Source organism: Candidatus Nitrosotenuis aquarius (assembly GCF_002787055.1).
Classification (GTDB): Archaea; Thermoproteota; Nitrososphaeria; order Nitrososphaerales; family Nitrosopumilaceae; genus Nitrosotenuis; species Nitrosotenuis aquarius.
In genome coordinates, this window is sequence record NZ_CP024808.1 from 215,496 (window position 1) to 239,185 (window position 23,690).

Sequence of the window (23,690 nt, forward strand, 5' to 3'; positions counted from 1 at the left end):
AAGAAGACTCCTAGCTTGTGACTAGGAATGCTCCTACTCCTGTTCCTACGCCAATTCCTAGGACAAAAAACAATGTATCCCAAGCAATGACTTTTTTGAATGGTGCGCGAATTTCGCGGTTCCAGTGACTCATGTGTGTGATATGGCGTCAGAATTGATATTGTCTTGTCAGTAAGGTGTATGATTTATCAGCTAAGTTGTTGATTTTTGTATCTATTTTCTAAGATCGATTGGCTCGTACGTGCAGCCTTGCGGTCCGCAATACTTTCCGACATATACTGCCTTTGGTCTATACAATGCAGTCTTTGGCGCCGCCTGCGCAAATTTCTCCTCTATGACATGCGAGGTCCACCCTGCCACTCGAGATATTGCAAAGATTGGCGTGTTAAGATCTGGCGGAATCTTTAGCATGTAGTATAATGATGCGGAATACAAGTCAACGTTTGGGTAAATGTCGATTCCCTTTTGGCGCTTCATCTCGCGAATGGTAGTCTCTTCTACTGCCTGGGTGATATCATACCATGGCGCGCCTGTCTTTTTTGCCATTTTGCGTGATAGCTCCTTGAGGACCTGCGCTCTTGGGTCATACGTGCGGTATACTGCATGGCCCATGCCCATTATCTTTTGGCCTTGGGCGATCCTTTCTTTGACCCAGGACTCTGCATTATCGACTGACTTGATTTCAAGCAACATCTTCATTACCTCATAGTTTGCACCGCCGTGCAAGGGTCCAGACAATGCTCCAATTGCTGCGCTTACTGCAGAATACATGTGCGCACCAGTCGATGCTACCTCGCGTGCTGCAAACGTGGACGCGTTAAACGTGTGGTCTGCATGTAAAATCAGGCAAATATCAAAAATTCTCTCTGTTTCGGCGTCTGGCTTTTCGCCCACAAGCATGTTTAGAAAATTTGCCGCATGGGATAGCCTTGGGTCTGGGTCTACAATGTCTTTTCCCGTGCGGACTCGCTCCCAGCTTGCGACTATTGTTGGTGTCTTTGATATTAGAGATATGGCGCTCTGATAGTTTACCTCCTGCTCGTTTGCACCTTTATCATCATAGTACCCTGACAGTGCAACTACAAATGCCTGCATCATTACCATCGGGTCGGCGTTTTTCTTCCAGTTTCTCATGTTGGACTGCATCTGGCGCGGCATGTCGCGCGCATCAATCAGCCTTTGCTTGAACTCGTCAAGCTCTGACTTTGTTGGGAGCTTGTCGTTGAGCAACAGATATGCAGTCTCCTCGTAGGTCGAGTTTTTTGTCAGATCCAAAATGTCGTATCCGCGATAGATCAGCTTGCCGTGCTCGCCGTCAATGTCGGATATTTTGGTGTCTGCCACTTCAATGTCGCGCAGGCCTATGTTTTTTGTCTCCAATTCGGCCTTTCTGCCCAAAAATTACCTATTAAGTTTATGCAGGAAATTTGAAAATCCTACTTGAAGATTCGATTTCCGGTAAACTCTCCGCCGATTGTTATTTCCCCTACCGATCCTGACACTTGTCCTCTGATCAAATCACTGGTGACTGTTCCCCTGACGTCTAGTAGGCCCAGCTTGCCGGAAAACCCGGAACCAAAAATCTTGGCATCAACTGAGCCTAGTGGGGCTAGGCCTTCCTCAGAGCACACCTGCATGTTTCTTCCGCCTGTGACTTTGAAATTTGTTATCTCTGCTCCACCTCTGACGATGTTTCCGGTTTGGGTCAATGTCATCCCAAAGTTTCCTTGGTACTGGCAAGCCTCGCGATATGATCCCAAGTTGGGATCCCAATAATCAAAAGATGCAGACCATGTTGCAATTCCTTCCCACTTGCCAGACATGTCCAAGGACGTAGTCGAGCCTTGGGTATGAAGTTTTGGCTTGACTGGTTGCGGCTTTGCTGGCTTTATTGATTTTGTTAGGTTTTTTGGCTCTGATTCCTGTTTTGGCTTGAGTGGTTGAAATCCCGGCTTGAGCTTCTTTTTTTCCGCAGTCTTGGTTTTTTTCTTGGTGTCTTTTTGCTCGGCAAATGCTGAATCCGATGTTGATGCACTAAGTAACAACATTGCACCTAGAAATACTGCAAGCACACTGCGATTCAAGCAAGTCACAATTTTCTTTAATTGATTTAAGACTTGGTCACATTATCAGACTTGATATCGTGAAAATTTCAGTGATGGTTGTGGCCTTGAAAATCATGATCAGTCTTAAATAATATTTTGCCGTAATTATTTCCGACGAGAAACTGCCATATCTGCGTCGTAGACTTGGCAGATGGGAAAACACATGTTATTGGAAAATACTACTTCGTTGTGGTTTTCCACCGTGTTCTCGTCTGTTTTGTTTGGTATGGTATTGATTGGCTCTAAATATACACAAAAAATTTGTTCGCGGTTTATGAGGAATTATTGAATATAATCTAAACCCATCTTGTGTAAAAATGAACTGATGCTATCGAATTTATTCACAAATTCTCTTCCTTTATCGGTTATAGTTAGGGGGTCTCTTTGAATTAATTTTCTTTCTCTCATCTCATCAAGGTATTTGGTAAATTTATCATATGATAGATTACTCTTACCTTGAATTCTTGTCTGAACTGCATTTTCACCTGCTTCGCCTATTGCAACAAGTATGTCGAAATAGATTTCCAACTTGTTTCGTCTAAGTTGTTTTAGCGGTCTTGATGTTTCTTTGATTATGTCTGAGTGAAAGTCGTACAATCTACCTCGGCTTTCTGGATTTAGGATGCCGATTGACTCTGACATGTATGCACATAATGCTGTGATTGGCAAATCAAACCCCATTCCTAATATTTTTTCACATTCAAAGAATCTTTCCACATGGTCGTCTCTGAAAAATACTGTCTTATCTCCAAAAATCCTTATCCCAGTTTTTTTATCGTCTTTTGCCTGTTTTACGATATCGTGCATTCTATTCAATAAATCATTAGAATCAAATTTGTCCTTTGGGAAATACCACTTGTTAGAATTCAAAATGACTGCGTTTTTTTCTTTTTCAAGTTTTTTCAAATCTATTCTGTAGTTTTTTTCCATTTGCTGTTTGAAGCTATTCTCCTCATCGTCTATGAGTATGATGATCTCATTTTGTTTGATACCTTCGATTAGGAATTCAGATGCATGTTTTATTTTTGATTCGAGATTAGAATAAATTAGTAAATTATGAACATTTTCTAATCCCACTTCCTTATTGTGTGGTTTTTATAGATAAATCTTAGCTTTGAATTTTAGTAGTTGATATGCCTGCTTTATTCTTGACAAAAACTGACCAAACCAAAATGAATAATCCTACATCTCTTAATATGTTGGATGCAATCCTTGCAGCAACACTACCGTCGATTGAAAAAATTAACACCGAAAATTGACCCATTAGGAGAATCATAAATGCAAAGGGGACATGAATTGGACCATTCTTTTGAGCTACATATTGTAATGAAGATTTTACTATGTATGCAAGTATGATTACATTGAATAGCCTGAATAAAAAGTTGGATTGATTGGCTATTGTTGGGCCAGGTAATTGCATTGTGATGTTGGTCAAAAATAACACAATTCCAGTCATGATGAATGCCGCAATTCCAATCTTTAACAAGGGAATTTGTTGATCTTGTTTGCTACGATAATGATATGTTAATGCAATAAAAACAAAACCAGCTGATAGAAAAATCAACCGATACCAGTACAGTAAGTTATACTGACTTGATTCAAGAATTGGCCCAAATGTTGCTGTTATTAGCAAGAAAAAATCACCAAGAGCTATACTTGCAAAACCAATGACGAGTCCTAGCAAAAATTGACTCTGTGCGATTTTGTACATTTTAAATGACTGCCCGGCAAAAATGCTTGCCAAAACAATTGAAATTATGCTTGTGGGCAGCAATACATGTGCAAGTGCAGAGTGATCAATCAACAACTCCATACTGATCTAGTTGTTATGCGAAATTATTGATAATAAGACAAACTCCCCATGGGACATATCATAATATGTATTGAGTTGAGCAAGTCCTTTTAATCAGAATTTGATCTAACCACTAATGTCGAATTCACAAAAAAAAGTACTCGTCATAGACGATAATGAAAGCATAACGAAATTATTGGCTAGTTATCTAAAAATTAAAAAACATGATTGTGTTTATACAAACAATTCTATCACGGGCCTAAGTTTAATCCAGCAGCAGCAATTTGATGTCGTTCTTCTTGATATTGCAATGCCTGAGTTATCGGGCCTAGAGATTCTAGAACAATTGGATAAAAAAAATAAAATCAGGGAAAATCGAATTTATCTATTTACGGCAACACCAAATCATCGCTCAGAGATAGAAAAATGGCTAGGTCGCGGTCTTAGTGGTTATCTAAGAAAACCGATCAAACTACAAGATCTAGTACAGATTATTGAATCACAATGATGATGTGAATGGATGACCACAGACACATACTAAATGAAAAAGAACAGGAGAAAATTCTTCTTGAAGCAAACATCCAAGAGCTTGACAATGAGGCCCAAAAACTAAGAGCGAAAACACAAGATCTTGAAAAAAATCTCGATCAAAAAATACATCAATGTAATGAATTAGAGCAAGAAAAGATCCTTCTTGTAGAAAACATACACCAAAATCGTTTCACAAAAAAACATTATTTATTGATAGTAGCCATCTCTGCTTTCATAATACCTGTCGTTGTATTTTCTACCCCACTAAAATCGTACGAGTCTGAATTAACATCAAAATACGTAATAGAAAATTTACGTGGAGATACAATTGACACATGGATCGCTTGGAAAATTCCAGACGGCACGGCTCTGGATGTGAATATAATTGGTGAAGACAAAATTTCTTCGGATAAAATTACCGCAATAAAGAATTCGATTTTATCTGATGCCGTACTGGAAATTGATGACTCTCTTTTACATAAGGGTCCTAAGGGAATTGTTTCAAAATACTATGATGGGTGGAAAGGAGCATTAGTGAAAGCTTCAGAAACTCCAACATCATTACATATCCCAACAAAATTCAGTATTATTCAGTCAAATACTGGAGAAGGCGATATTATAATAAAACTAACAAATGAGCGAAATACTGATGGTTATACTGGATATACAAAATCTGTTGTAGAGGATAATCAAATTCTAAAATCCACCATAACGATATACAACGTGGACAATCTGACCGTAGATGAATTAAGCACAATAGCCAGACATGAATTTGGACATGCGTTAGGCCTTGCACATTCTACTGCTCCAGAAGACCTAATGGCGCCCACAATCATATCTGCGTATCCATACATATCTGAATGCAATATTGACGCAATTGTCTCACTGTATGATGGAAATCAATCTGGCCGCGTGAGATGTGAAAAATGAGGGTTACTACCAAAACATATTTGGCATTTTTGGGCATATGTGTGGCCTTTCTTGTTAGTGGAGTTTTTTTGATCGTACAAACTGAAAAGATGACTAAAGAGACAATAGCCAATAATTATCAAGTTCGAGCAAAGATCCTTGCAAATTCTATAGATCATATAATACATGAAAAAATCTCATCATTTGAAAGATTTCAAGAAAAACAAGCTATACATCCCATGAAATCATCAAACGAAGAATTTTCCCAGTTTGCGGACGTTTCCGAGTACATAAAACAAATTGACAGTACGTGGAATTCACAAAATTCTGTTCATGCAGAAGCAATAACTCGTAATGATTTTTCAAATGTTCTTGTGGATCAGGCCTCGTACTACAATAAAGCTTGGGATTTTAGCACTGTACAGGAAAATACCTCGTTTATTAAAGAAATAATCATGACAAATTCCTATGGAGCAACGATAGCAGCAACTAACAAACCAAGTGATTATCGTCAAGATGATGAAAAGTGGTGGAATGAAGCACGTAATGTGGGATATTATGTTGATGACATATACTACGATGAAAGCAGTAAAACCGATGCAATTGCAATCTCATTGGCAATAAATGATGATCAGGGAAATTTTGTAGGTGTTGCAAAATATGTGCTTGATCCTTTAGCAATCTCTTACCCGCTTCAAGAAGCAATATCAGTTTCCAAATACAACACCACCAAATATTATCTTCTCACGAATGATGGCAAAACAATTCATTCTAATTATTTTGATGTGGGTCACAGTGTGCCATCTGAGAGTTTTTTTGATAAAATAATTAATTCTGAAGGATACGTTGATAGTAAATTATCTGATGGTACAGAAATTTTACTTGTATATACAAAAACTGCTAATCTCGTTAACTCTTCTAATTTGAACTGGATAGTGGGAATTAGCATAGACAATACAGAAATTATGGAGCAAGTCTTGCCTTTGATTAATAATGTAAGTCTATCATTGGTGATAATTTTTGTATCCGTGTCTGTAATCGTATTTGTTATATCTAGAACTAATCATAATAAAATCGCACAGATACGAAAAATTGCAAATCAAATTTCAAATGGAAATCTAGATGAAGTTTCACAGTTGGAAGGAAATGACGAATTTGCAGAAATCAGTGGATATTTTGACAGAATACGAAGATCACTTAAATGTCAACTTGAAACAATCCGCCAAAATGAATATCAAATTAAAGACCATCTGGATCATGTAAAAAGACTAATTCAGCAAAAAGATGAGTTTGTATCTTTGATGGCTCATGAACTGAAAACTCCACTTGTTCCGATATTGGGACACGTAGAATTACTCAAAGAGATTTCCACATACGACAACGACCAACTAGAATCCATGGATGAAATAACAAAAAATGCTAATAGGATAGAGTCACTAGTTAATGATTTACTAGACGCACAAAAACTTGATTGCGGTAAAATGAAAATACACAAGACAAAATTCAAAGTGACCTCTCTTCTTTTTGATGCATATCAGGAATTTGTTGCGGTTGCCAAGAAAAAGAATATTCAATTTGAAATAAAAGATGACACCAATGATGCAGCTATAGAAAGTGACTTTCAGAGACTTTCTCAAGTATTGAGAAATCTCTTACTAAATTCATTTGATTTTGTAAACCACGATGGGGGCAAAATATTGCTCACTGCATTATTGAATGGTGACAATGTTGTGATTAGCGTAATGGATAATGGTATTGGAATCAGTAAAGAAAACCTCTCAAAATTATTTACTAAATTCTATCAAATAGACTCCTCAATAAAGCGGAGTCATGGTGGAACTGGACTGGGTCTTGTTATTTGTAAAGGCATAGTGGAATTATTGGATGGAAACATCAAAATCACAAGCGAGAAGAATCTTGGGACTACCGTGTCGATTACTTTGCCCTTGATGCAAAAGAAAGCCACTGATAATTCTAAATCAAAACCCATACTGCAATTATCTGAGAGATGATCGATAAATGAAATCGCAAGAAAATGTCAAACACAAAATCAAGGAGCTTGAACAAGAAAAAATGCTCCTCGCAGAACTGAATCTGTACCTAGACGAAAAAAGAGACATTGAGGTCAATGAGTTTCTGCAAGTTGTATCTCACGAACTCAAAACTCCGTTGGTGCCAATCATGACAAATCTGGATCTGATCTTACGGCATGATTCAATAAACCTCACTGACAAACAAAGGAAATATCTGTCTGAGATAAGTGCAAATGTCGCATTTCTCTCACAGATTATAAAGAATTTACTTGATGCGAAAAAATTTGCTTTTGGTGAAATCATAATAAGTAAACAGCAAGCCGACTTGAATGAGATAATTAGAAATGTAATGCATATGATGAGACAATCGTATCCAAACATTCCCACAATTACTTGTGATGCACAACAAAAAATTCCAATAATGTGCGACGTATCTAGAATAACACAAGTGATCTTTAATTTATTGAAAAATAGCGTAGAATCAACTACTGTTGATGGATTGATAGTGGTGAATGTTTTGAATGATGAGGACATTGTAACTATTTCTGTTTCTGATGATGGTGTAGGAATAAGTCAAGATCGTATGAATGATCTTTTCAAAATGTTTTACCAATCAGATATGTCTACTACTAGGGAAAAAAACGGACTTGGTTTGGGCTTGTATTTGTGTAAAAAAATTATTGAAGCACATGGGGGTACAATCTGGGCTAAGAGCGAACTAGGTGTTGGGACCACAATTACATTTGTACTTCCCAAAGGGATTATTCAGTAGTGTTACTCTTGCAAAAATGCCCTAAGAATTTAGTAATTGGTCTAATCTGACAAAGCTGAATCCTATAGGTTTGCTTTTGATTATTCATTATGAGCCAAATAGAGCGCGACTTTATGCGTCAGGTAGACGAGCTGGTTTTGTCTGCCTCGCCAGAACTGCAGGCAAAGCTTGCAGAAATAGACACGGCTGCCCAAATGTCTGGCAGAACATTTTACGATGTCTACTCTAGTCTCTCAGATGAGGACAAGCGCCAGCTAATAGTCTTGGCAAAAAAGTAATTTTGGTTTAAATTAGAGCCCAAAAGACCGCACCTTGTGGCGGCAAAAAAGTCAGTCAAAAAAACAAAGGTCTTGTGCATATCGCACATGGAGGACGCAGACGGAATCAGCTCGGCAGCATTAATTAGAGAAGCCTTTGGCGGAGATACAATACTGGTTGACTATCCGGGATTGATGCCTGCAATTGAGTCTCTAGTCCATGATGAAAAGCTAAAGACACTATACATTTGCGATTTAGGCCTTGCAAAAAACAACCAGGACAAGTTTGTCGAAGTATTATCCACTCTGAGAAAGCGCAAGGTTGCAGTCACCTACATTGACCATCATGATATCGACCCAGAAATAATAAAAAAACTGGAAAAGGCCAAAGTCAAGATATTCCACGACATCAACGAATGCACCACGGTCCAAGTCTATGACGCATACAAGAAAAAACTATCTGACCATTCCACATTTGTTGCCACATGTGCAGCTATAACTGATTACATGGAGGACAGACCCAAGGGCGCAAAACTACTCCAAATCTATGACAGGCAGTTTGCACTGATATCTGCTACCGTTCTGACCTACAACATAGTAGGACACCAAAAGGATCCTGACTATTTACTATATCTAGTGGAAATGCTGGCCGAATCAAAATATCCACATGAAATCCCGAACACATTCGAGTTTGCGCAAATCCAGGTAGGAAAATTAGCAGAGATGATTGCCAAGGTCAAAAAGTCGCTAAAAACAATGAAGAACCTCGGGTACATGGAAATAACAGATGCAGGTGCATCGGGCGCAGTCAACTTTGTTCTGGGATTGTCCGGCAAAGACGTCGGCGTTGCATACAAGGAGAGAATAGACCATGGAATCTATGCTGTTTCCATTCGAGGATCCAAATCATGCAAGATACACCTGGGAAGGATGGTAAACGGCCTGTCTGCAGAGTTTGGCGGCTCTGGAGGGGGGCACGACAAGGCGTGCGGGGCAGTAATACCAAAAGACAAGATTATGCCATTTATCAAAGAGTTCAACGCAAGGCTAAGCCAGAAAGCCTAGGAAAACTCGACAGTCATGTCGATTTCTACAGTAGAGTTTAGCGGAAGGCTGCTCACGCCGACTGCGATTCTAGAGTGTTTTCCTTTTTCTCCAAAAATATCATAGAACAAATCCGATGCGGCGTTGATTATTTTTGGATGCTCTGCAAAGTCTGGCATGCAGTTCACAAATCCTGATACTCGCACGATTTTTGTGATTCTATCTAGGCTTCCAAGATTTGCCTTTAGCTGTGCCAATAGATTGATTGCACATAGTCTGGCAGCGGACTGGGCCTCTTCTATTGATTTGTCTGAAGGGACCTTTCCTGTGAATAACACCTTGCCGTCATGCATTGGAATCTGCCCTGACACAAAGGCCAAGTTGCCGGATGTCACCACTGGAATGTAAGATCCTGCTGGCTTGGGCGGTGTGGGTAATGTTATGTTGAGCTGCACTAGTTTTTCTTCTATCATAATGTGGTTCAAAGTATTTGGGAATTTATTGTTTTAAGATCTCTAAACAATGTGGTGTGTCCAGCTTCCCGGAAGATGCGCATTTTGGTGATATCCCAAGTCAGAGTTTGTTTTTGCCAAAAATCCGCACATCTTGCATGATTTGAGGCCCATCTCTTCCATTGGAATTTCCTTGGAAAATATCACAACGTCTTCAAAGAACTTGATCTGATAGCTTTGCCTGTTTGTCTTTATTGCAAATGCTGCCAGATCATCTAGCACATTGTCTTTTGTCGTGATTATGGCATCCTCGACTATTATTGCATGACCTGTTTTTTTGAGATATTCTGACAGCTCTGTTGCTATAATGTGATCAAACACGCAGTCGATTCTCAACGGGTGTAATTTGGCGATTTTTGCTTAAATTACTTGTGTCTAATTTATCTTGAGGTGAATCATCTCGCCCTTGTGCGAGTCTGAATGGTAGATCATTTTTGGATGGTTGCCCTTTTGCTCCAAATAACTCTCAATGAGCATTGCCCATGGAAGGGAGTGGCCAGAGTTTATCTTTGATTCTAGGATGATGTTGTTTGTTTTTTCGTCATATTGAACTCGACCAGAGCATGTCATCTCTAGTGTGGAGTTTACGATATCCAGTACTTGGTCGAGGGTCTTGTCCTTAAATGAGATTCCAGACTTGTCTAGGAATTTGGTAAAGTCGACAAACTTTTTCGAGTTTAGTATAGAATGCAGCGCAAAGCCGAGGCCGTTTTGGTTTATTACATTGATTATCTTGCATACTTCGAGTGCCTGACTCTTTGTCATTTCTGATAAATTGTCGATTTTTAGTGCGTCCTTCCATAGTTGTGCAAACAATCTTGACTGGCTTGCACTGAGAATGTCGGTTCCAGAAAAGACTGCACCTCGGCCGTTTGTGTTGTCGATTAGCAAGATTTCAGAATCATCAAAGGCAAAGCAGTTTTGCACGATTTCAGATGAGCGAATCTTTACCCCATCTGGAATGTTCCTAAACGATTCAGAGCCAATCACAGATACTGGCACAACTAGTCTGACGTCGAGGTCTCGTCGAAGCACCGATAGCAGTTCTTCCTTACACTCGGCTAAAATTGACAAGCCCCAGGAATCTGCAGTGATGTGTATGGATGTCTTTGCGCCGTCAATCATTGTTCTCATTCTGTCTGGGACATAGTTTGCGCCCAAGTGAAAGTAGCGCTTTTCTTCTGCCCCTTGCGCCTTTTTACCGTCCTCGCTTATTTTCTTTAATTTTGATACCAAGGTGTTCATTGCGTCAACCTTGCTGATTTGCTCGTGCACAATTTCATCAAATGCGTCTTCTGGTGCAATTGCCGTGCACATTACAGGCTTTGATTTTGATATTATGGCAAGTTTTTTCTGCTGTAGTTTTAGCAAAACTGGATAGACCTTGGTTCTTGGAAGCTCCGCGTAATATGCAACATCCGATGCGGAAATCGTCCCCTTGGTGATTAGTGTGACATAGGCTCGCGCCTCATACTGCGATAACCCAAATTCTTCTAGGCTTACTGTTATTTCCCGTTCTTTTCCCATGCGCAGTCTTGATGGTTTTCTAGTCAAGACCGTTTGTCAATTTCAGTAAACAATTAGAAAAAAACTGTAACCCCCGGGACTTGTTACCGCGGTTACGACAAAAATCGGGACACCGCGCTCATAAGCAAACCTCAGATCTGAAACTAGGTATGGTCGCAAGCTCTGTATTTGTAAATGATATGGTCCATGTTTTGCCAAACCCGTATGCCATTACGATAAAGCCAAGACTGGAATACTGCATTCATGTATCTGGCATGATACTGGACAAGCTGGAGCAGGCAAACTCTGAGATCCATGCCAAAAACATGCAGTTTTACGCACAAAATGACTCGCTAGAAAACACGCAATTGGAAATGGAATCAAGTGTTTTGATTGCAATAGACGCAATAAAGTCAGTCAAATCCACACTGATTTCAATATCGCAAATCTCCGGCATTGTACAAATCTGTCCGCTAATTTCATTAATCCGAATGGTAAACTCTAACATCTATGGAATAGTTCCTGGCACGCGCCATGATCTAGTTGAGCTCTCGACTTCTTTGGGCAGCATTGTTATGGATTCGGGGTGTCTGTTGGAATCTAGGTTTGATTTTAAGCAGACCAACCTCGAATCCAAACAAATCCTAGCTGAGCTTAATTTGATGGCCGAATCTAAAATCCGCAAGTTCTATCCTAATCTTAATTCCTAATCATACACACCATGAACTTTGAGAGTACTAGTTTTGAGCGTGATTTGGGCAAGGTAAAGCAGCTCTCAGGCCTAGTCAGAAAAAAGATCCTAGAATCCAACCCAAACTATGAATCCAAAATAAACAAGCTATCAAAGGACGAGCTAGAGGACCTGGATTCAATACTGGCGCTAGCCGAGCAGATAATACTCAAGCACCACGGCAAAAAGGAGGCCTATGCATTATTGCGCGAATTCGTAGACATGATGAAAAACTGGTCCGTCTCTATTGAAGAGGTAAACGACCAAATCCAGGAATTGCTAATATCGGCAAAATCATCCGTGTCTGAAATAGAGAGCGCAAAGAGCGACGTGTCCAATAACCTGTCTTTTGATGGGCAAAATCAAGGTACAATAAATTTAACAAAATTTGTCAACGGAGTTCACACCCAAGAATACCAAGGCAAATCTAAAGTCACATTCGAGCAGGTAGTATAGAAATGAGTCTGGCACCACAAGAACTAGAAAACAACGCATCAAAATACGCATCCGATGCAATAAAGCTGGACTCACAGGGCGCCCGCGGAATGGCAATTGCCAACTATCAAAAGGCAATCGACTCGCTAGTAAAATTAATCCAATTATATCCAGACAACAAGCTAAACAAGGTTTACACTGAGAGGTGCCGTGCATATGAAAACAGAATCAAGGCTTTGCAGATGAGCCATGGCGTCGATATAGAGCCCGCCGTGGACCCAAACGCAACCCCTGCTGAGCAAAAGGCACAGCTGGAAAAGAAAAAGGACGAAGACACATTTGATGACCTAATAATGAAGGAAAAGCCAGATGTTACCTGGAAGGAGGTAATCGGTCTTGACGATGCTAAAAACGCATTGCGTGAATCCATCGTTTATCCTACACAAAGAGCAGATTTGTTCCCACTTGGATGGCCAAGAGGCATACTTTTGTATGGTCCGCCAGGATGTGGAAAGACAGTACTAGCTGCTGCCACCGCAAACGAAATTGACGGCTATTTCATTGTAGTTGATGCCGCATCGATGATGTCAAAGTGGCTAGGAGAAGCAGAGAAAAACGTCTCAAAGGTATTCAAATTAGCACGAGGATATGCGGAAAAGGAAAACAAGCCAGTCATACTGTTTATCGACGAAATCGATTCACTGCTTGGAAACCGCAACTCTGAAGTCGGAGGCGAGGTTAGAACCAAGAACCAATTCCTAACAGAAATGGATGGAATCAACGGAAAAGGCAAGGACATCAAAATGTACGTAATCGGCGCTACAAACAAGCCGTGGAGTCTGGACTGGCCGTTCCTGCGAAGATTCCAAAAAAGAGTCTATGTGCCATTGCCGACACTTGAGGCAAGAGAGGCACTCTTTGAGCTATACACTGCACAACTAAAGAAAGACGACAAGGTAAAGCCAATAGAGCTTGCAAAATTATTTGATGGTTACTCTGCATCCGATGTCAAGGATGTCTGCCAGAGCGCACAGCTAAGAATAGTAAACGAGTTATTCACACAGCCTGGCTATCATGAGCCAGTAGAGGGTGAGACTCCACCGCAGCCGCGAGATCTAACAGTGGCTGATTTCAAGGAAATCATGGCAAGACGCAAGCCAAGCGTATCAATGGACATGATTCGCGCCTACTACAAGTGGAGCGAGCAGTTCAGAGCACTCTGATCCACGGTCTTGTTGCAAATCCTGGCTTGATTTGATAAAAAACTATTTTCAAAACCAAAGCGACAAACCTGCCTCAAAAACGATATCTGGCGCCAGATTCATAAAATCCGGCACTATATTTCAATGAAAAATATGGAAAGATACGGCTTATGCCCTGATTCTGACTAGAAATCTTCTTTATAGTGGACCAGAACTGAGCGCTCCATTACTGGATGCACTGCTACTATGTTGTCGCCTTTTTCTGCCAAAAAGTCGTTTACTATATCCTGGAGGAAAACACCCGGCTCCAATTTGTCAGCTTCAAAATATTTTATTTTATGGATCATACAAGTCTAGCTTAACATGTGGATATAACAATACTGTGACTGGTTTTTCTGATCGCTATTTTACTCATAAAACTTAAATCATCTCTAAAATCCAAACACGGAGGGTCACAATTTCAATAAAAAAATCCCAGTTTGCAAATAAAAAAGCAAAACTGATCTTATCTGATGGTACCGTTCTTTCTGGCAAGGGCTTTGGCGCATCAAAGACCGTTTTTGGCGAACTAGTATTCAACACCGGAATGGTAGGATACGTCGAAACACTGACTGACCCGTCTTATTCGGGGCAAATCCTGACTCTGACTTATCCACTTGTGGGCAATTATGGCGTGCCGGACCCGTCACAAGCCGACGAGTCTGGGATATCAAAATTCTTTGAATCTGGGCGTATCCAGGCTCGAGGCTTGGTTGTACACGAACTATCCGAGATTGCAAGCCACTGGAATCTCTCCATGACACTAGATGAGTGGATGCACAAGGAGGGGGTGCCGGGAATTTCCGATATTGACACTAGGGAGCTGACAAAAAGACTTCGAATCAGCGGAGTCACAATGGCTGCACTGGTGGTGTCTGATTCTGAAATCAACGTGGAGCAAATCAAAAGAGAGCTGGCATCTGCAAAGCCATACTCTGAGGAAAAATTCATGGATGCAGTTTCCACAAAACAAGTCCAGTCATTTGGACAAGAATCTGACTGTGTCGTGGTGGTGGATACCGGTGTCAAAAATGCTATACTGCGAAATGTCCGGGATCTGGGATACAAGGTAATCAAGGTTCCATGGAATACTAGCTATTCAGATATCATGAAATATTCTCCAAAGGGAGTAGTGCTCAGCAACGGACCTGGCGACCCGGAGGCATGTCCTGAAACAATAGAGACTGCCAAGAACCTGATCCAAAATAACATTCCGACACTTGGCATTTGTCTTGGTGCACAAATTATAGGACTTGCTGGTGGCGCATCAACATACAAGCTAAAATACGGACACCGAGGACAAAACAAGTCCTGCCTTAATCTGCAAAATAAACAGGTCTATGTAACGTCACAAAACCATGGATATTGCATAGACCCCGACTCGCTTGGAAAGACGGAATTTGATCTGTGGTTTACAAACACTGACGATAACACAGTCGAAGGCATTCGACACAAGCTCAAAAAAATAATTGCAGTGCAATTTCATCCAGAGGCATCGCCTGGCCCATATGACTGCAAATTTGTTTTCGAAGAGCTTGATTCTTTGATAAAGGGAGGGAAGCAAAATCAAAAATGAGTCACTGAAAAAAATCCTAGTTCTTGGCAGTGGGGCAATCAAAATCGGAGAAGCAGGCGAAAGTCGCTAAAACGACCGCTAATTCGACTACTCCGGTAGCCAATGCCTCAAGGCCATACACGAAGACGGTCTGAAATCCGTACTGATCAATCCCAACATCGCAACGATTCAGACCGACACTAGGTTTGCAGACAAGGTGTACCTTCTTCCGGTTACGCCAGAGTATGTCTCCTCTATAATAGAATCAGAGCGACCAGATGGAATCATGCTTGGATATGGAGGGCAGACTGCCCTGAACTGCGGCGTAAAGCTAGCGGAAGCAGACGTTTTGCAAAAATATGATGTCAAAGTACTGGGAACGCAAATTCCTGGAATCCAAAAAACCGAAGACAGGCAACTATTCAAGGACTCAATGACAGAGTGCGGCGTTCCTGTACTAAAATCAAAAACAGTCAACACGTTTGAGGATGCAAAAAAGGCAGCAGAAGAACTGGGATACCCAGTAATAATTCGAGTTGCATATACTTTGGGCGGCCGTGGCGGGGGAGTCGCTCATAACGAAATCGAGCTGCACGAAATCGTAGAGCGGGGACTCAACGCAAGCCTTGTCCACCAAGTACTAATTGAGGAATACATTGGCCACTGGAAGCAAATCGAATACGAGGTAATGCAGGACTATGAGGGAAACAATGTCATCGTATGCAACATGGAAAATGTCCTATCAATGCGAGTCCACACTGGCGACAACATCGTAGTTGCCCCATCTCAGACAATAGATAATCGGGAATACCACATGTTGCGCTCTGCGGCATTGCGTGGGACAAAACATGTTGGTATTATTGGTGAATGTAACATCCAGTTCGCACTCGATATGAAGTCTGATCGATATGTTGCAATTGAAATCAACCCAAGACTTTCTAGATCATCTGCATTGGCTAGCAAGGCAACCGGATATCCACTTGCGTACATGTCTGCCAAAATCGGCCTCGGTCACACATTGCCTGAGCTAGTAAACAGAATAACAAAAACCACGACTGCCTGCTTTGAGCCATCTTTGGATTATGCCGTAATCAAGCATCCTAGGTGGGACTTTACCAAATTTGAGCGTGCAAACCGCAAGCTGGGGCCCACAATGAAGTCGGTAGGCGAAGTAATGGCAGTTGGGCGCACCTTTGAAGAGTCTCTCCAAAAGGCAATTCGTATGTTGGATATTGGTAATGACGGCCTGGTTCTAAACAGACTCAATGTAGACGATAAGGAAATAGAAGACATTGAAAATCACCTACTAAACCCAGACGACCGCATTTTGTATTATGTGGCAGCTGCACTGCGAAAAGGTGTCTCTGTTGAGAAAATCCACAAACTCTCGTTTATTGATCCGTGGTTTATTGAGAAAATCAAAAACATCGTCGATGTGGAATCCGATCTCAAGAAAAAATCACTGGACATGAATCTGATGAGAAAAGCAAAACACCTGGGATTCTCTGATAGACAGATTGCGCGGGCGGTAAACAAGGACGACTTGGAGGTGCGAAAAATCCGCAAAGACATGGGTGTGTTGCCTGTTGTAAAGCAAATCGATACGCTTGCCGCAGAGTGGCCTGCCAAGACTAACTATCTTTACATGACATATGGTGGATACGACAACGACATTACAGTAACGCCTGATCAAAAAGGCATAATCGTGCTTGGTGCAGGACCGTACCGAATCGGCTCATCAGTGGAATTTGACTGGGGAACAGTCAACATGGTGTGGGGCTTGCAGCAAAACGGCGAGTCCAATGTTGTCGTAGTCAATTGTAATCCTGAAACAGTATCTACTGATTATGACATTTGCTCTCGATTGTACTTTGAAGAGCTGACGCTGGAGAGAATTTTGGATATTGTGGACATGGAAAATCCGAAAGGCGTTGTGACATCCGTGGGCGGACAAACCGCAAATAACCTGACTCCAAAACTTGCCAAGGCAGGAATCAAGCTGTTTGGCACATCTGCCGAAGATGTGGACAGGGCCGAAGACCGCTCCAAGTTCAGCGCAGTGCTGGATAAATTACACATAAAGCAGCCTCAGTGGCAGGCGTTTTCCAACTTTTCAGAGGCAAAATCCTTTGCCACAAAGGTTGGCTATCCTGTCTTGGTTAGGCCTTCATACGTGCTTTCTGGCGCGGCAATGAAGGTTGTCTGGTCACAGGAAGAGCTATCAAGATATGTCGGCGAGGCAACAACGCTTTCGCCAGACCATCCGGTTGTAATAACAAAATTCATGCTAAACTCGCTTGAGGTGGACGTTGACGGTGTCTCTGATGGAAAGAACGTCTTCATCGGAGCACTAGTGGAACACATTGACGCAGCTGGCGTACACTCTGGTGACGCAATGATGGTGATTCCTCCATGGAGACTGTCAAACAAGCAAGTCGAGACCATAACTGACTATGCGACACGAATCGCAAAATCATTTAACATTAGGGGGCCATTCAACCTCCAGTTTCTGATAAACAACGACCAAGTCTATGTCATAGAGCTAAACATCAGGGCGTCTCGCTCCATGCCGTTTGTATCAAAACTAATCAAGACAAATCTTATCAGCTTGGCAGCACAGGCAGTCCTAGGAAAGGAGCTTCCAAAAATCCAGCCAGACAAGTGGAAGAAAACACCAATCCATGGAATCAAGATGCCCCAGTTTTCGTTTATGCAGCTGGATGGAGCAGACATTGTGCTTGGTGTTGAAATGCAATCCACCGGCGAGGCAGCATGCTTTGGAGATAGCTTCTATGACGCACTATCAAAGGGCTTGATTTCAGTTGGGTACAATCTGCCAAAGACTGGAACCGCGCTAATCACAATAGGCGGCTCAGAAAACAAGGAAAAACTGCTCCAAACAATGGCAACACTCAAGCACCTTGGATTCAAGTTGCTGGCAACAGAGCACACTGCGGAATTCCTAGAGGAAAAGCAAATAGGCGATGTGCAAATAGTGCACAAAATATCAGAGCCGGAGCGCAAGCCAAACATCTCGGATTTGCTATATGAGAGAAAAATCAATTTTATCATCAACATTCCGTCTACTTCAACACTGGAAAAATACGTGGGAATGCTAAATGACGAATACCAAATTAGACGAAAGGCAATAGAGCTTGGTATTCCTGTTCTTACGACAACGGAGCTGGCAGAATCCTTTGTCAAGACGCTAGAATGGATGACGCACAATGAAACCACTAAAAAAGCACTAGAACCGTACGATCCAATGTAGTGATGGTTAAGAAAGCTTATTCCACATACGCAGTCCCGATTCTGGTTGGAGCACTGATTCTTCTTGGAAGCTTGATTGTGTCTTATCAGTTGTCACAATACCAAAATGAAATCAAAAAATCAAACAAGGAAAAATTCACCAACATTATTGAAAATACTATTTCCCGCAGGGAGGGAAGGATAAACACAATTGCGTCCAGCGTAATTGCATTTTACGCAAATTCTGAAAAAGTAGAGCCAATAGAATTTGATAGGTTCGTCGGCGAGATTCTTGGGAAAAACCAAGAAATCATAAATGTCTTTACATTATCTAATAACACAATTACCCAGTCCTTTCCAATCAAAGAATATGTTGGTAGGGATTTTGATGAGGCATTTCCTACATATCCTACTGTAGTTGCGGCAAAAAAGGCAATGACTGTCGAGTTTCCAGTCAACGACCAAATCACATTAATTCTGGCAGTGCCGTTTGACTATTTTGTCCAAGAAGGAGTGATCGCAAGTGATTCATACAAGCTTGTCCTTCTGAGCCCAATAGATGACAATGTAGAATTGTATAAACTTGCAAAATCTGGAGGAATAACATCCAACAATGTCGAGTTTACCGAGCAAGAATTGCGCAATTCTGTGACTGTGGAACATCAGACAACACTGTTTGGCCACAAAATCCAGGAAAATTATGATCTAAAGTATTTCATATGGGACATTTCTTTTAATGACGACCTGACCAACCAAATCATAATTTCGGGAATGGGAATGGCACTGTCAATTTTGATCCCAATCTTGCTGATTAGATCAAACCTGCTAAAGATCCAACTGCAGGAAAAGTCTACAAAACTTGAATCCCTCAACGAAGAGCTGATTCAAGTTGAAAAGTCAAAGGATGAATTTGTTACAATGATTGTACACGACCTAAAAAACCCACTCGTACCAATACATGCGTACACGGACATGCTTCTTGAGCAGACCCTTGGGAGCCTAAACGAAAAGCAAATCCAGCGGCTACAGTCAATCAAAAACAGTGCATCATCGCTGCAAAAGCTGATTCAGGATCTTTTGGACGCAAACAAACTGGAGCTGGGCATGCTTAAACTCAATTTACAAGATAATGATTTGGCTCAAATCATACAAGACCAGATACATCACCTCGATTCGGAGTTTCAGAAAAAGGGAATTGCAGTGTCATTTAAGCCAAAACCTGTCTCTTGTCAATGCGACGGCTCAAGAATAGGCCAGGTTCTGAACAATATTCTGATAAACTCTATTGACTTTGTGGATGAAAATTCCGGCAAAATTGTTATCAGTCTTGACTCTGATCAAAAAACTGCAAAAATAACAATTCAAGATAACGGAATCGGCATTGCAAAGGACAAGATTGGAAATCTCTTTGTCAAATTTTACCAGATAAATCCAAATCAGCAGCGCAAGTATGGTGGAACAGGGCTTGGGCTTGCTGTATGTAAGGGAATAATGGAAAGTCACGGGGGCAAAATCTGGGCAGAGTCTGACGGCGAAGGAAAAGGAACCAAGTTCCACATGGAGATTCCACTGAGACAGCCGGAAAAGGCTTAACATAATGTGTCAAGAACGGTAATGTTTACTAGGAATAGCAACGTATTGTATGGCGTATTGGAAAGCAAAGGCAATTGCATATCTTTATGTGATATTCTCAAAAACAATACTACCAAGGTAATCAAAAAACTAGAATCCCAAATTCCGCCAAACATTCAGACAAGCTCTAACCTATACATGCAATATTTGCATCTGCTGGATGATTACTTTGGCACCTGTTATCTGTGGCAAAAGCAGTATTTTGACAAGCTAGGCTTTGACAAAAACATGCTCGAGGCAATAGACAACTACTGGAATGTCGTAACTGACTTGTACTGCTCGCAAATCGAAGTGGTCACTGGCACACAAAAATCCAGCGCTGATGTGCAAGAAAAAATGATGCACCTGTGTGATCAATATCTTCACCAGGCACTAGACTATTACGGCAAGATCTTTGCGGATGCGCTGGCAAAAATGAATCAGAAATAATAAAAAAAAGATTCAACTAAGCTTTAGTATCTTTTTTGAAATCTTGGTTTTTGGTGTTTTGGTAGACATTCTTTGCAATAAACTGGTCTGTCTGGTTTTGGTTCAAAAGGTACCTCTGATGCCTTGCCGCAGTCTGAGCATGTACATGGGTACATTTTTTTGTCATATGACATGCCTTGGCTTTTACCAATCCAAATAAGAATGAATAGTTTGATCTCTTCTAGATTACTTGAGACAGTGATGATTCGTCGCCGATTATTGTGCCATCCAGGGTTACTATTTTTGCAGACAGATCCCCTTTGATCTTTTCTATGATTGGGGAGATTGATTTTTTGTATGATTTTTTCTTGGTTGCGTAAAAATACCGATTAAACGACGGCACGATGATTATTTCCAGTTCTCCAGACTCTGATGGGAAGATGTTTTCTTTTTGCGTCCTAATTGAGACCCAGACGCGCTGGCCGTTCAGAATCGAATTCTCATCAAAGAAAACTGGGTGGACATGACCCATCACGATTTTTGACACGTGCGAAAAATTCTCAGTAGGCATTGTATGGCCATGTGTGAGCAGTGTGTCTTCTAGGATCATCCCAAGGGAGCTGATCAAAGTTATGCTTGATGGCGTAAGATGGGAAATGTTTGCGTCGTGGTTTCCCGGTATGAGTATTGTCTCGGTTTTTTCTGCCAGTGCCGATAACAACTTTGGCACCTCATCCCATTCTGACTTTGAGATTCTGGAAATTCCTGATTTTACATCACCTAGCAAGATGAGTGAGTCTGGCTTTACAGAGTCGATTAAAGATGTTATCTTTTGGATGGATTCGTTTAGTGTGGTGTTTTTTCCAACAAAGATCTTGTTTTGCGCAAGACTATCTTCAAAGCCGACATGCAGGTCAGTTAGGACTAGGTGTTTTTTGTCTCCTTCTAGGACTAGTGCAGCTTCGCCTGGTATTGGCTTTGTTTTCATCAAAAAATAATACAATGTGTTTTGAATTAATTCTTGTTGGCGCAAGAAAAAACTTCAGTCATTGTATCGGAGAGGCGAGTAAAGTGCCATATCTTTGAGCCAAGCAAGCGCCAGATCTGGACGGTGGTTGGCATGGGAAAGGAGCACTGGCTTGCACCAGAGCACGATTATTGCTCTTGCGAAGGGTTTTACTTTGGCAAGCTAAAGGGCAAAAAATCCTGTTATCATCTGGATTCTCTGAAATTGGCGCAAAAACAGCATGAAATAGAATACGTAGAATTTTCCGATGATGAATTTGCTGATTTTCTCAAGGGATTGATTTCGGAATTATAGCTAGTTGTTTCTAATTGAATCTCGTGTGTGGCCTTTGTTTACTAACATCTGAATTACTGCATCTACCGAATAGTCTATTCCGTGCTCGTTTTCAAAATGGTCTCGAAGCTTTTTGATCATGCTGAGGCTTTTTTCACCTGATATGGTAAACCCGCACTCAAATCCGTAATCAGAGCATGTAAGCTTGAATGTCATACAAGCTTTGCCTTTCATTGTTCGTTTATAACTTTTATTCCCGTACTGACGATCAAACACTAGAAAAATTATAGTGGAATTGTGGTAATGTCTTCTTTAGAGACTCCCTTCCATAACCCGATCATTCCCTGCGGTTCTACTGGCTCGACTTTGGTGATTTTCTGAATCTTGATGTGGTCTGGATTTGGAGGCATCCAAAGCATTGCCATGTATTCGCCAACTTGGCCTACCTTTGTTGGAACTGCCGGAGTTATCTTGTCCTTGGAGAATCCTTTTGATACCAGGGCGTCGACTGATTTTTGCATCAGATCCATTCTTCCATGAACAAAAAGATAGACTGTCTGTGTGTTGTCTAGCGACATTGTACTGGCTTTGCGTGGTTGCTAAATCAACGTTTGGGCTGACTGAAAAACGGTTAAATTGGCACGTGTGGGCGCAAAATCGTGAAGATTGTAACTATAGGCAGCAGAATCTTTGTTACAAGCTTTCAGCTTGCAGGAGTACAGGGTGTAGTAGTTGATACTCCACAAAATGCGTTTTCCGAGGTAAAAAAACTAGCAGACGATCCTGATGTTGGTCTAGTCTTGATATCAGAAGACATGTCGACTCCAATTAGCACAGAGCTGACCAAGCTTCGCGCAACAAAATCAAAACCCCTCATATTTGCACTTCCGGCGTCCGGCTCTGAGAAAAAGGAAGTCGACTATAGAAAAATGCTCAAGACAATCTTGGGCGTCTAGAATCTGTCGTATTTTGCCTGATTTTCCTGCTTTAGTTTGGATATTTTTGGCCCGCCAAGATATGTGGTGATATACGCAATTCCGCCTGATATGATACCTGTGGCAAAAACCAGTGCAAACACCGCCACCGGAATCTTGACAATGTCTGTCAGATATTGCGCTTGGTTTTGCTCGCCTTCTGCAAAGCTCACAAAACCGGTTCCTACGAATCCTGCCACGATAAGAAGTATTGTAGTTGCCGCTCCGCCCACATTCATTCCGACTAGCTGAATCCAAACTAGCTTGTTTTTTGAGCCGCGTACTGATTTGCCTAGGTTTGACTCTAGGTGATTGTAAAAAATCGCAGTGATTGCTATTGCCACTACAAGTGTGATATGCATGAAATATCCAAAAAAGAACCACTTTGCCGGACCATCCAGCGACAAGGAGAGAAACTCAATTAATGATACCTCAGAAAATATTGCCTGCATTAGGATCAACGATACTGTCAGGCCTGTTATGACTGCGCCTTGGATTATTGCAGACAGGACGAACCTGTTGCCCCATGGGCTGGGTTTTTTCTTATCCGATACCTCCAAGAACCGCTTGCGCTCTGACTCTTTTTTCTCTATTTCTGCATAATCGTAGAATTTCTTTAGTAATCTGGACTCTTCTTCCTCTGAAAAAAAGTCATCTACTGGATTGTCCCATCTTGACATTGTATGGTATCATTTGAATTTTATA

General features: G+C 41.3%; 28 protein-coding genes and 1 pseudogene. 15 read left to right on the forward strand and 14 right to left on the reverse strand.

Going from position 1 to position 23,690, the window contains the following annotated elements; all coding sequences use genetic code 11:
- Positions 1–10: 10 nt before the first annotated feature.
- From NAQ_RS10370 to NAQ_RS01310, 5 genes are all read right to left on the reverse strand, one after another.
- Positions 11–133, reverse strand: coding sequence for a hypothetical protein (locus NAQ_RS10370; protein WP_256387158.1), 123 nt, complete (start codon positions 131–133; stop codon positions 11–13).
- Between the two features lie 80 nt (positions 134–213).
- On the reverse strand, positions 214–1,380 hold the full coding sequence (locus NAQ_RS01295) for a citrate/2-methylcitrate synthase (RefSeq protein WP_100183383.1): 1,167 nt from the start codon (positions 1,378–1,380) through the stop codon (positions 214–216).
- Between the two features lie 56 nt (positions 1,381–1,436).
- Complete coding sequence (locus tag NAQ_RS01300; RefSeq protein ID WP_100181882.1) at positions 1,437–2,084, reverse strand: hypothetical protein; 648 nt, start codon at positions 2,082–2,084, stop codon at positions 1,437–1,439.
- Positions 2,085–2,387: 303 nt separating this feature from the next.
- Positions 2,388–3,182, reverse strand: coding sequence for an MEDS domain-containing protein (locus tag NAQ_RS01305; RefSeq protein WP_100181883.1), 795 nt, complete (start codon positions 3,180–3,182; stop codon positions 2,388–2,390).
- A 31-nt stretch (positions 3,183–3,213) separates the two neighbouring features.
- Positions 3,214–3,909: a hypothetical protein gene (locus NAQ_RS01310; RefSeq protein WP_218192568.1), complete on the reverse strand. Its 696-nt coding sequence runs from the start codon at positions 3,907–3,909 to the stop codon at positions 3,214–3,216.
- A gap of 124 nt (positions 3,910–4,033) precedes the next feature.
- On the opposite strand from NAQ_RS01310, the gene NAQ_RS01315 reads away from it, so the two are divergent.
- The 6 genes from NAQ_RS01315 to NAQ_RS01340 all read left to right on the forward strand — a co-directional run bounded on the left by NAQ_RS01315 (position 4,034) and on the right by NAQ_RS01340 (position 9,464).
- Positions 4,034–4,405, forward strand: coding sequence for a response regulator (locus tag NAQ_RS01315; protein ID WP_100181885.1), 372 nt, complete (start codon positions 4,034–4,036; stop codon positions 4,403–4,405).
- 8 nt (positions 4,406–4,413) lie between these two features.
- Complete coding sequence (locus NAQ_RS01320) at positions 4,414–5,358, forward strand: matrixin family metalloprotease (protein ID WP_100181886.1); 945 nt, start codon at positions 4,414–4,416, stop codon at positions 5,356–5,358.
- Positions 5,359–5,447: 89 nt separating this feature from the next.
- The gene (locus NAQ_RS01325) at positions 5,448–7,349 is read left to right on the forward strand and encodes a sensor histidine kinase (protein ID WP_162858558.1); all 1,902 of its coding nucleotides are present in this window, start codon (positions 5,448–5,450) and stop codon (positions 7,347–7,349) included.
- A gap of 61 nt (positions 7,350–7,410) precedes the next feature.
- The gene (locus tag NAQ_RS01330; protein ID WP_256387173.1) at positions 7,411–8,142 is read left to right on the forward strand and encodes a sensor histidine kinase; all 732 of its coding nucleotides are present in this window, start codon (positions 7,411–7,413) and stop codon (positions 8,140–8,142) included.
- Between the two features lie 89 nt (positions 8,143–8,231).
- Positions 8,232–8,420, forward strand: a complete 189-nt coding sequence (locus NAQ_RS01335) for a hypothetical protein (RefSeq protein WP_100181889.1) — start codon at positions 8,232–8,234, stop codon at positions 8,418–8,420.
- 36 nt (positions 8,421–8,456) lie between these two features.
- Complete coding sequence (locus NAQ_RS01340; RefSeq protein ID WP_338140700.1) at positions 8,457–9,464, forward strand: DHHA1 domain-containing protein; 1,008 nt, start codon at positions 8,457–8,459, stop codon at positions 9,462–9,464.
- Here NAQ_RS01340 and NAQ_RS01345 read toward each other — a convergent pair.
- The 3 genes from NAQ_RS01345 to NAQ_RS01355 are packed head-to-tail and all read right to left on the reverse strand — an operon-like array spanning position 9,461 to position 11,509.
- Complete coding sequence (locus NAQ_RS01345; protein WP_100181890.1) at positions 9,461–9,916, reverse strand: RidA family protein; 456 nt, start codon at positions 9,914–9,916, stop codon at positions 9,461–9,463. The genes NAQ_RS01340 and NAQ_RS01345 overlap by 4 nt on opposite strands.
- Before the next feature lie 42 nt (positions 9,917–9,958).
- On the reverse strand, positions 9,959–10,276 hold the full coding sequence (locus NAQ_RS01350) for a hypothetical protein (RefSeq protein ID WP_162858559.1): 318 nt from the start codon (positions 10,274–10,276) through the stop codon (positions 9,959–9,961).
- Between the two features lie 54 nt (positions 10,277–10,330).
- Positions 10,331–11,509, reverse strand: coding sequence for a TrmB family transcriptional regulator (locus NAQ_RS01355; RefSeq protein WP_245871649.1), 1,179 nt, complete (start codon positions 11,507–11,509; stop codon positions 10,331–10,333).
- A gap of 122 nt (positions 11,510–11,631) precedes the next feature.
- Here NAQ_RS01355 and NAQ_RS01360 point away from each other — a divergent pair, with 122 nt between their 5' ends.
- From NAQ_RS01360 to NAQ_RS01370, 3 genes are read left to right on the forward strand one after another with little or no spacing between them, the layout of a single operon-like run.
- Positions 11,632–12,171, forward strand: coding sequence for a hypothetical protein (locus NAQ_RS01360; protein WP_100181893.1), 540 nt, complete (start codon positions 11,632–11,634; stop codon positions 12,169–12,171).
- A gap of 11 nt (positions 12,172–12,182) precedes the next feature.
- Entirely contained in the window at positions 12,183–12,647 is a 465-nt protein-coding gene (locus NAQ_RS01365) for a hypothetical protein (protein WP_100181894.1), read from the forward strand.
- A gap of 2 nt (positions 12,648–12,649) precedes the next feature.
- Positions 12,650–13,849 carry an AAA family ATPase gene (locus tag NAQ_RS01370; RefSeq protein ID WP_100181895.1) on the forward strand — a complete coding sequence of 400 codons (1,200 nt, stop codon included), beginning with the start codon at positions 12,650–12,652 and terminating at the stop codon, positions 13,847–13,849.
- 164 nt (positions 13,850–14,013) lie between these two features.
- On the opposite strand, the gene NAQ_RS09970 is transcribed toward NAQ_RS01370, so the two are convergent.
- Positions 14,014–14,175 (reverse strand): hypothetical protein, encoded by a 162-nt coding sequence (locus NAQ_RS09970; protein ID WP_162858560.1) that lies wholly within the window; start codon positions 14,173–14,175, stop codon positions 14,014–14,016.
- Positions 14,176–14,327: 152 nt separating this feature from the next.
- Between NAQ_RS09970 and carA the strand changes: the two genes are divergently transcribed.
- The 4 genes and pseudogenes from carA (at position 14,328) to NAQ_RS01390 (ending at position 20,732) form a co-directional block, all read left to right on the forward strand.
- Positions 14,328–15,443 (forward strand): glutamine-hydrolyzing carbamoyl-phosphate synthase small subunit, encoded by a 1,116-nt coding sequence (gene carA, locus NAQ_RS01375; protein WP_420887502.1) that lies wholly within the window; start codon positions 14,328–14,330, stop codon positions 15,441–15,443.
- Positions 15,433–18,693 (forward strand): annotated as a pseudogene (gene carB, locus NAQ_RS01380) (carbamoyl-phosphate synthase (glutamine-hydrolyzing) large subunit). Before carA ends, carB begins: the two are co-directional and overlap by 11 nt.
- 2 nt (positions 18,694–18,695) lie before the next feature.
- Complete coding sequence (locus NAQ_RS01385; protein WP_100181897.1) at positions 18,696–20,264, forward strand: sensor histidine kinase; 1,569 nt, start codon at positions 18,696–18,698, stop codon at positions 20,262–20,264.
- Between the two features lie 21 nt (positions 20,265–20,285).
- Positions 20,286–20,732 carry a hypothetical protein gene (locus NAQ_RS01390; RefSeq protein ID WP_162858561.1) on the forward strand — a complete coding sequence of 149 codons (447 nt, stop codon included), beginning with the start codon at positions 20,286–20,288 and terminating at the stop codon, positions 20,730–20,732.
- A 23-nt stretch (positions 20,733–20,755) separates the two neighbouring features.
- Here the strand turns inward: NAQ_RS01390 and NAQ_RS01395 are convergent, their stop codons facing one another.
- Positions 20,756–20,905: a CxxC-x17-CxxC domain-containing protein gene (locus tag NAQ_RS01395; RefSeq protein WP_100181899.1), complete on the reverse strand. Its 150-nt coding sequence runs from the start codon at positions 20,903–20,905 to the stop codon at positions 20,756–20,758.
- 47 nt (positions 20,906–20,952) lie between these two features.
- Positions 20,953–21,702: a metallophosphoesterase gene (locus NAQ_RS01400; RefSeq protein WP_100181900.1), complete on the reverse strand. Its 750-nt coding sequence runs from the start codon at positions 21,700–21,702 to the stop codon at positions 20,953–20,955.
- A gap of 33 nt (positions 21,703–21,735) precedes the next feature.
- Here NAQ_RS01400 and NAQ_RS01405 point away from each other — a divergent pair, with 33 nt between their 5' ends.
- Positions 21,736–22,032, forward strand: a complete 297-nt coding sequence (locus NAQ_RS01405) for a hypothetical protein (protein WP_245871650.1) — start codon at positions 21,736–21,738, stop codon at positions 22,030–22,032.
- Here NAQ_RS01405 and NAQ_RS01410 read toward each other — a convergent pair whose 3' ends face one another.
- Both NAQ_RS01410 and NAQ_RS01415 read right to left on the reverse strand, forming a co-directional pair.
- Positions 22,033–22,227, reverse strand: coding sequence for a DUF1059 domain-containing protein (locus NAQ_RS01410; RefSeq protein ID WP_100181902.1), 195 nt, complete (start codon positions 22,225–22,227; stop codon positions 22,033–22,035).
- Positions 22,228–22,295: 68 nt separating this feature from the next.
- Positions 22,296–22,589 carry a hypothetical protein gene (locus NAQ_RS01415; RefSeq protein ID WP_100181903.1) on the reverse strand — a complete coding sequence of 98 codons (294 nt, stop codon included), beginning with the start codon at positions 22,587–22,589 and terminating at the stop codon, positions 22,296–22,298.
- An 81-nt stretch (positions 22,590–22,670) separates the two neighbouring features.
- Between NAQ_RS01415 and NAQ_RS01420 the strand changes: the two genes are divergently transcribed.
- Entirely contained in the window at positions 22,671–22,967 is a 297-nt protein-coding gene (locus NAQ_RS01420) for a V-type ATP synthase subunit F (protein WP_100181904.1), read from the forward strand.
- On the opposite strand, the gene NAQ_RS01425 is transcribed toward NAQ_RS01420, so the two are convergent.
- Positions 22,964–23,665 carry a hypothetical protein gene (locus tag NAQ_RS01425; protein ID WP_100181905.1) on the reverse strand — a complete coding sequence of 234 codons (702 nt, stop codon included), beginning with the start codon at positions 23,663–23,665 and terminating at the stop codon, positions 22,964–22,966. The two genes, NAQ_RS01420 and NAQ_RS01425, sit on opposite strands and share 4 nt — an antisense overlap.
- Positions 23,666–23,690: the final 25 nt, after the last annotated feature.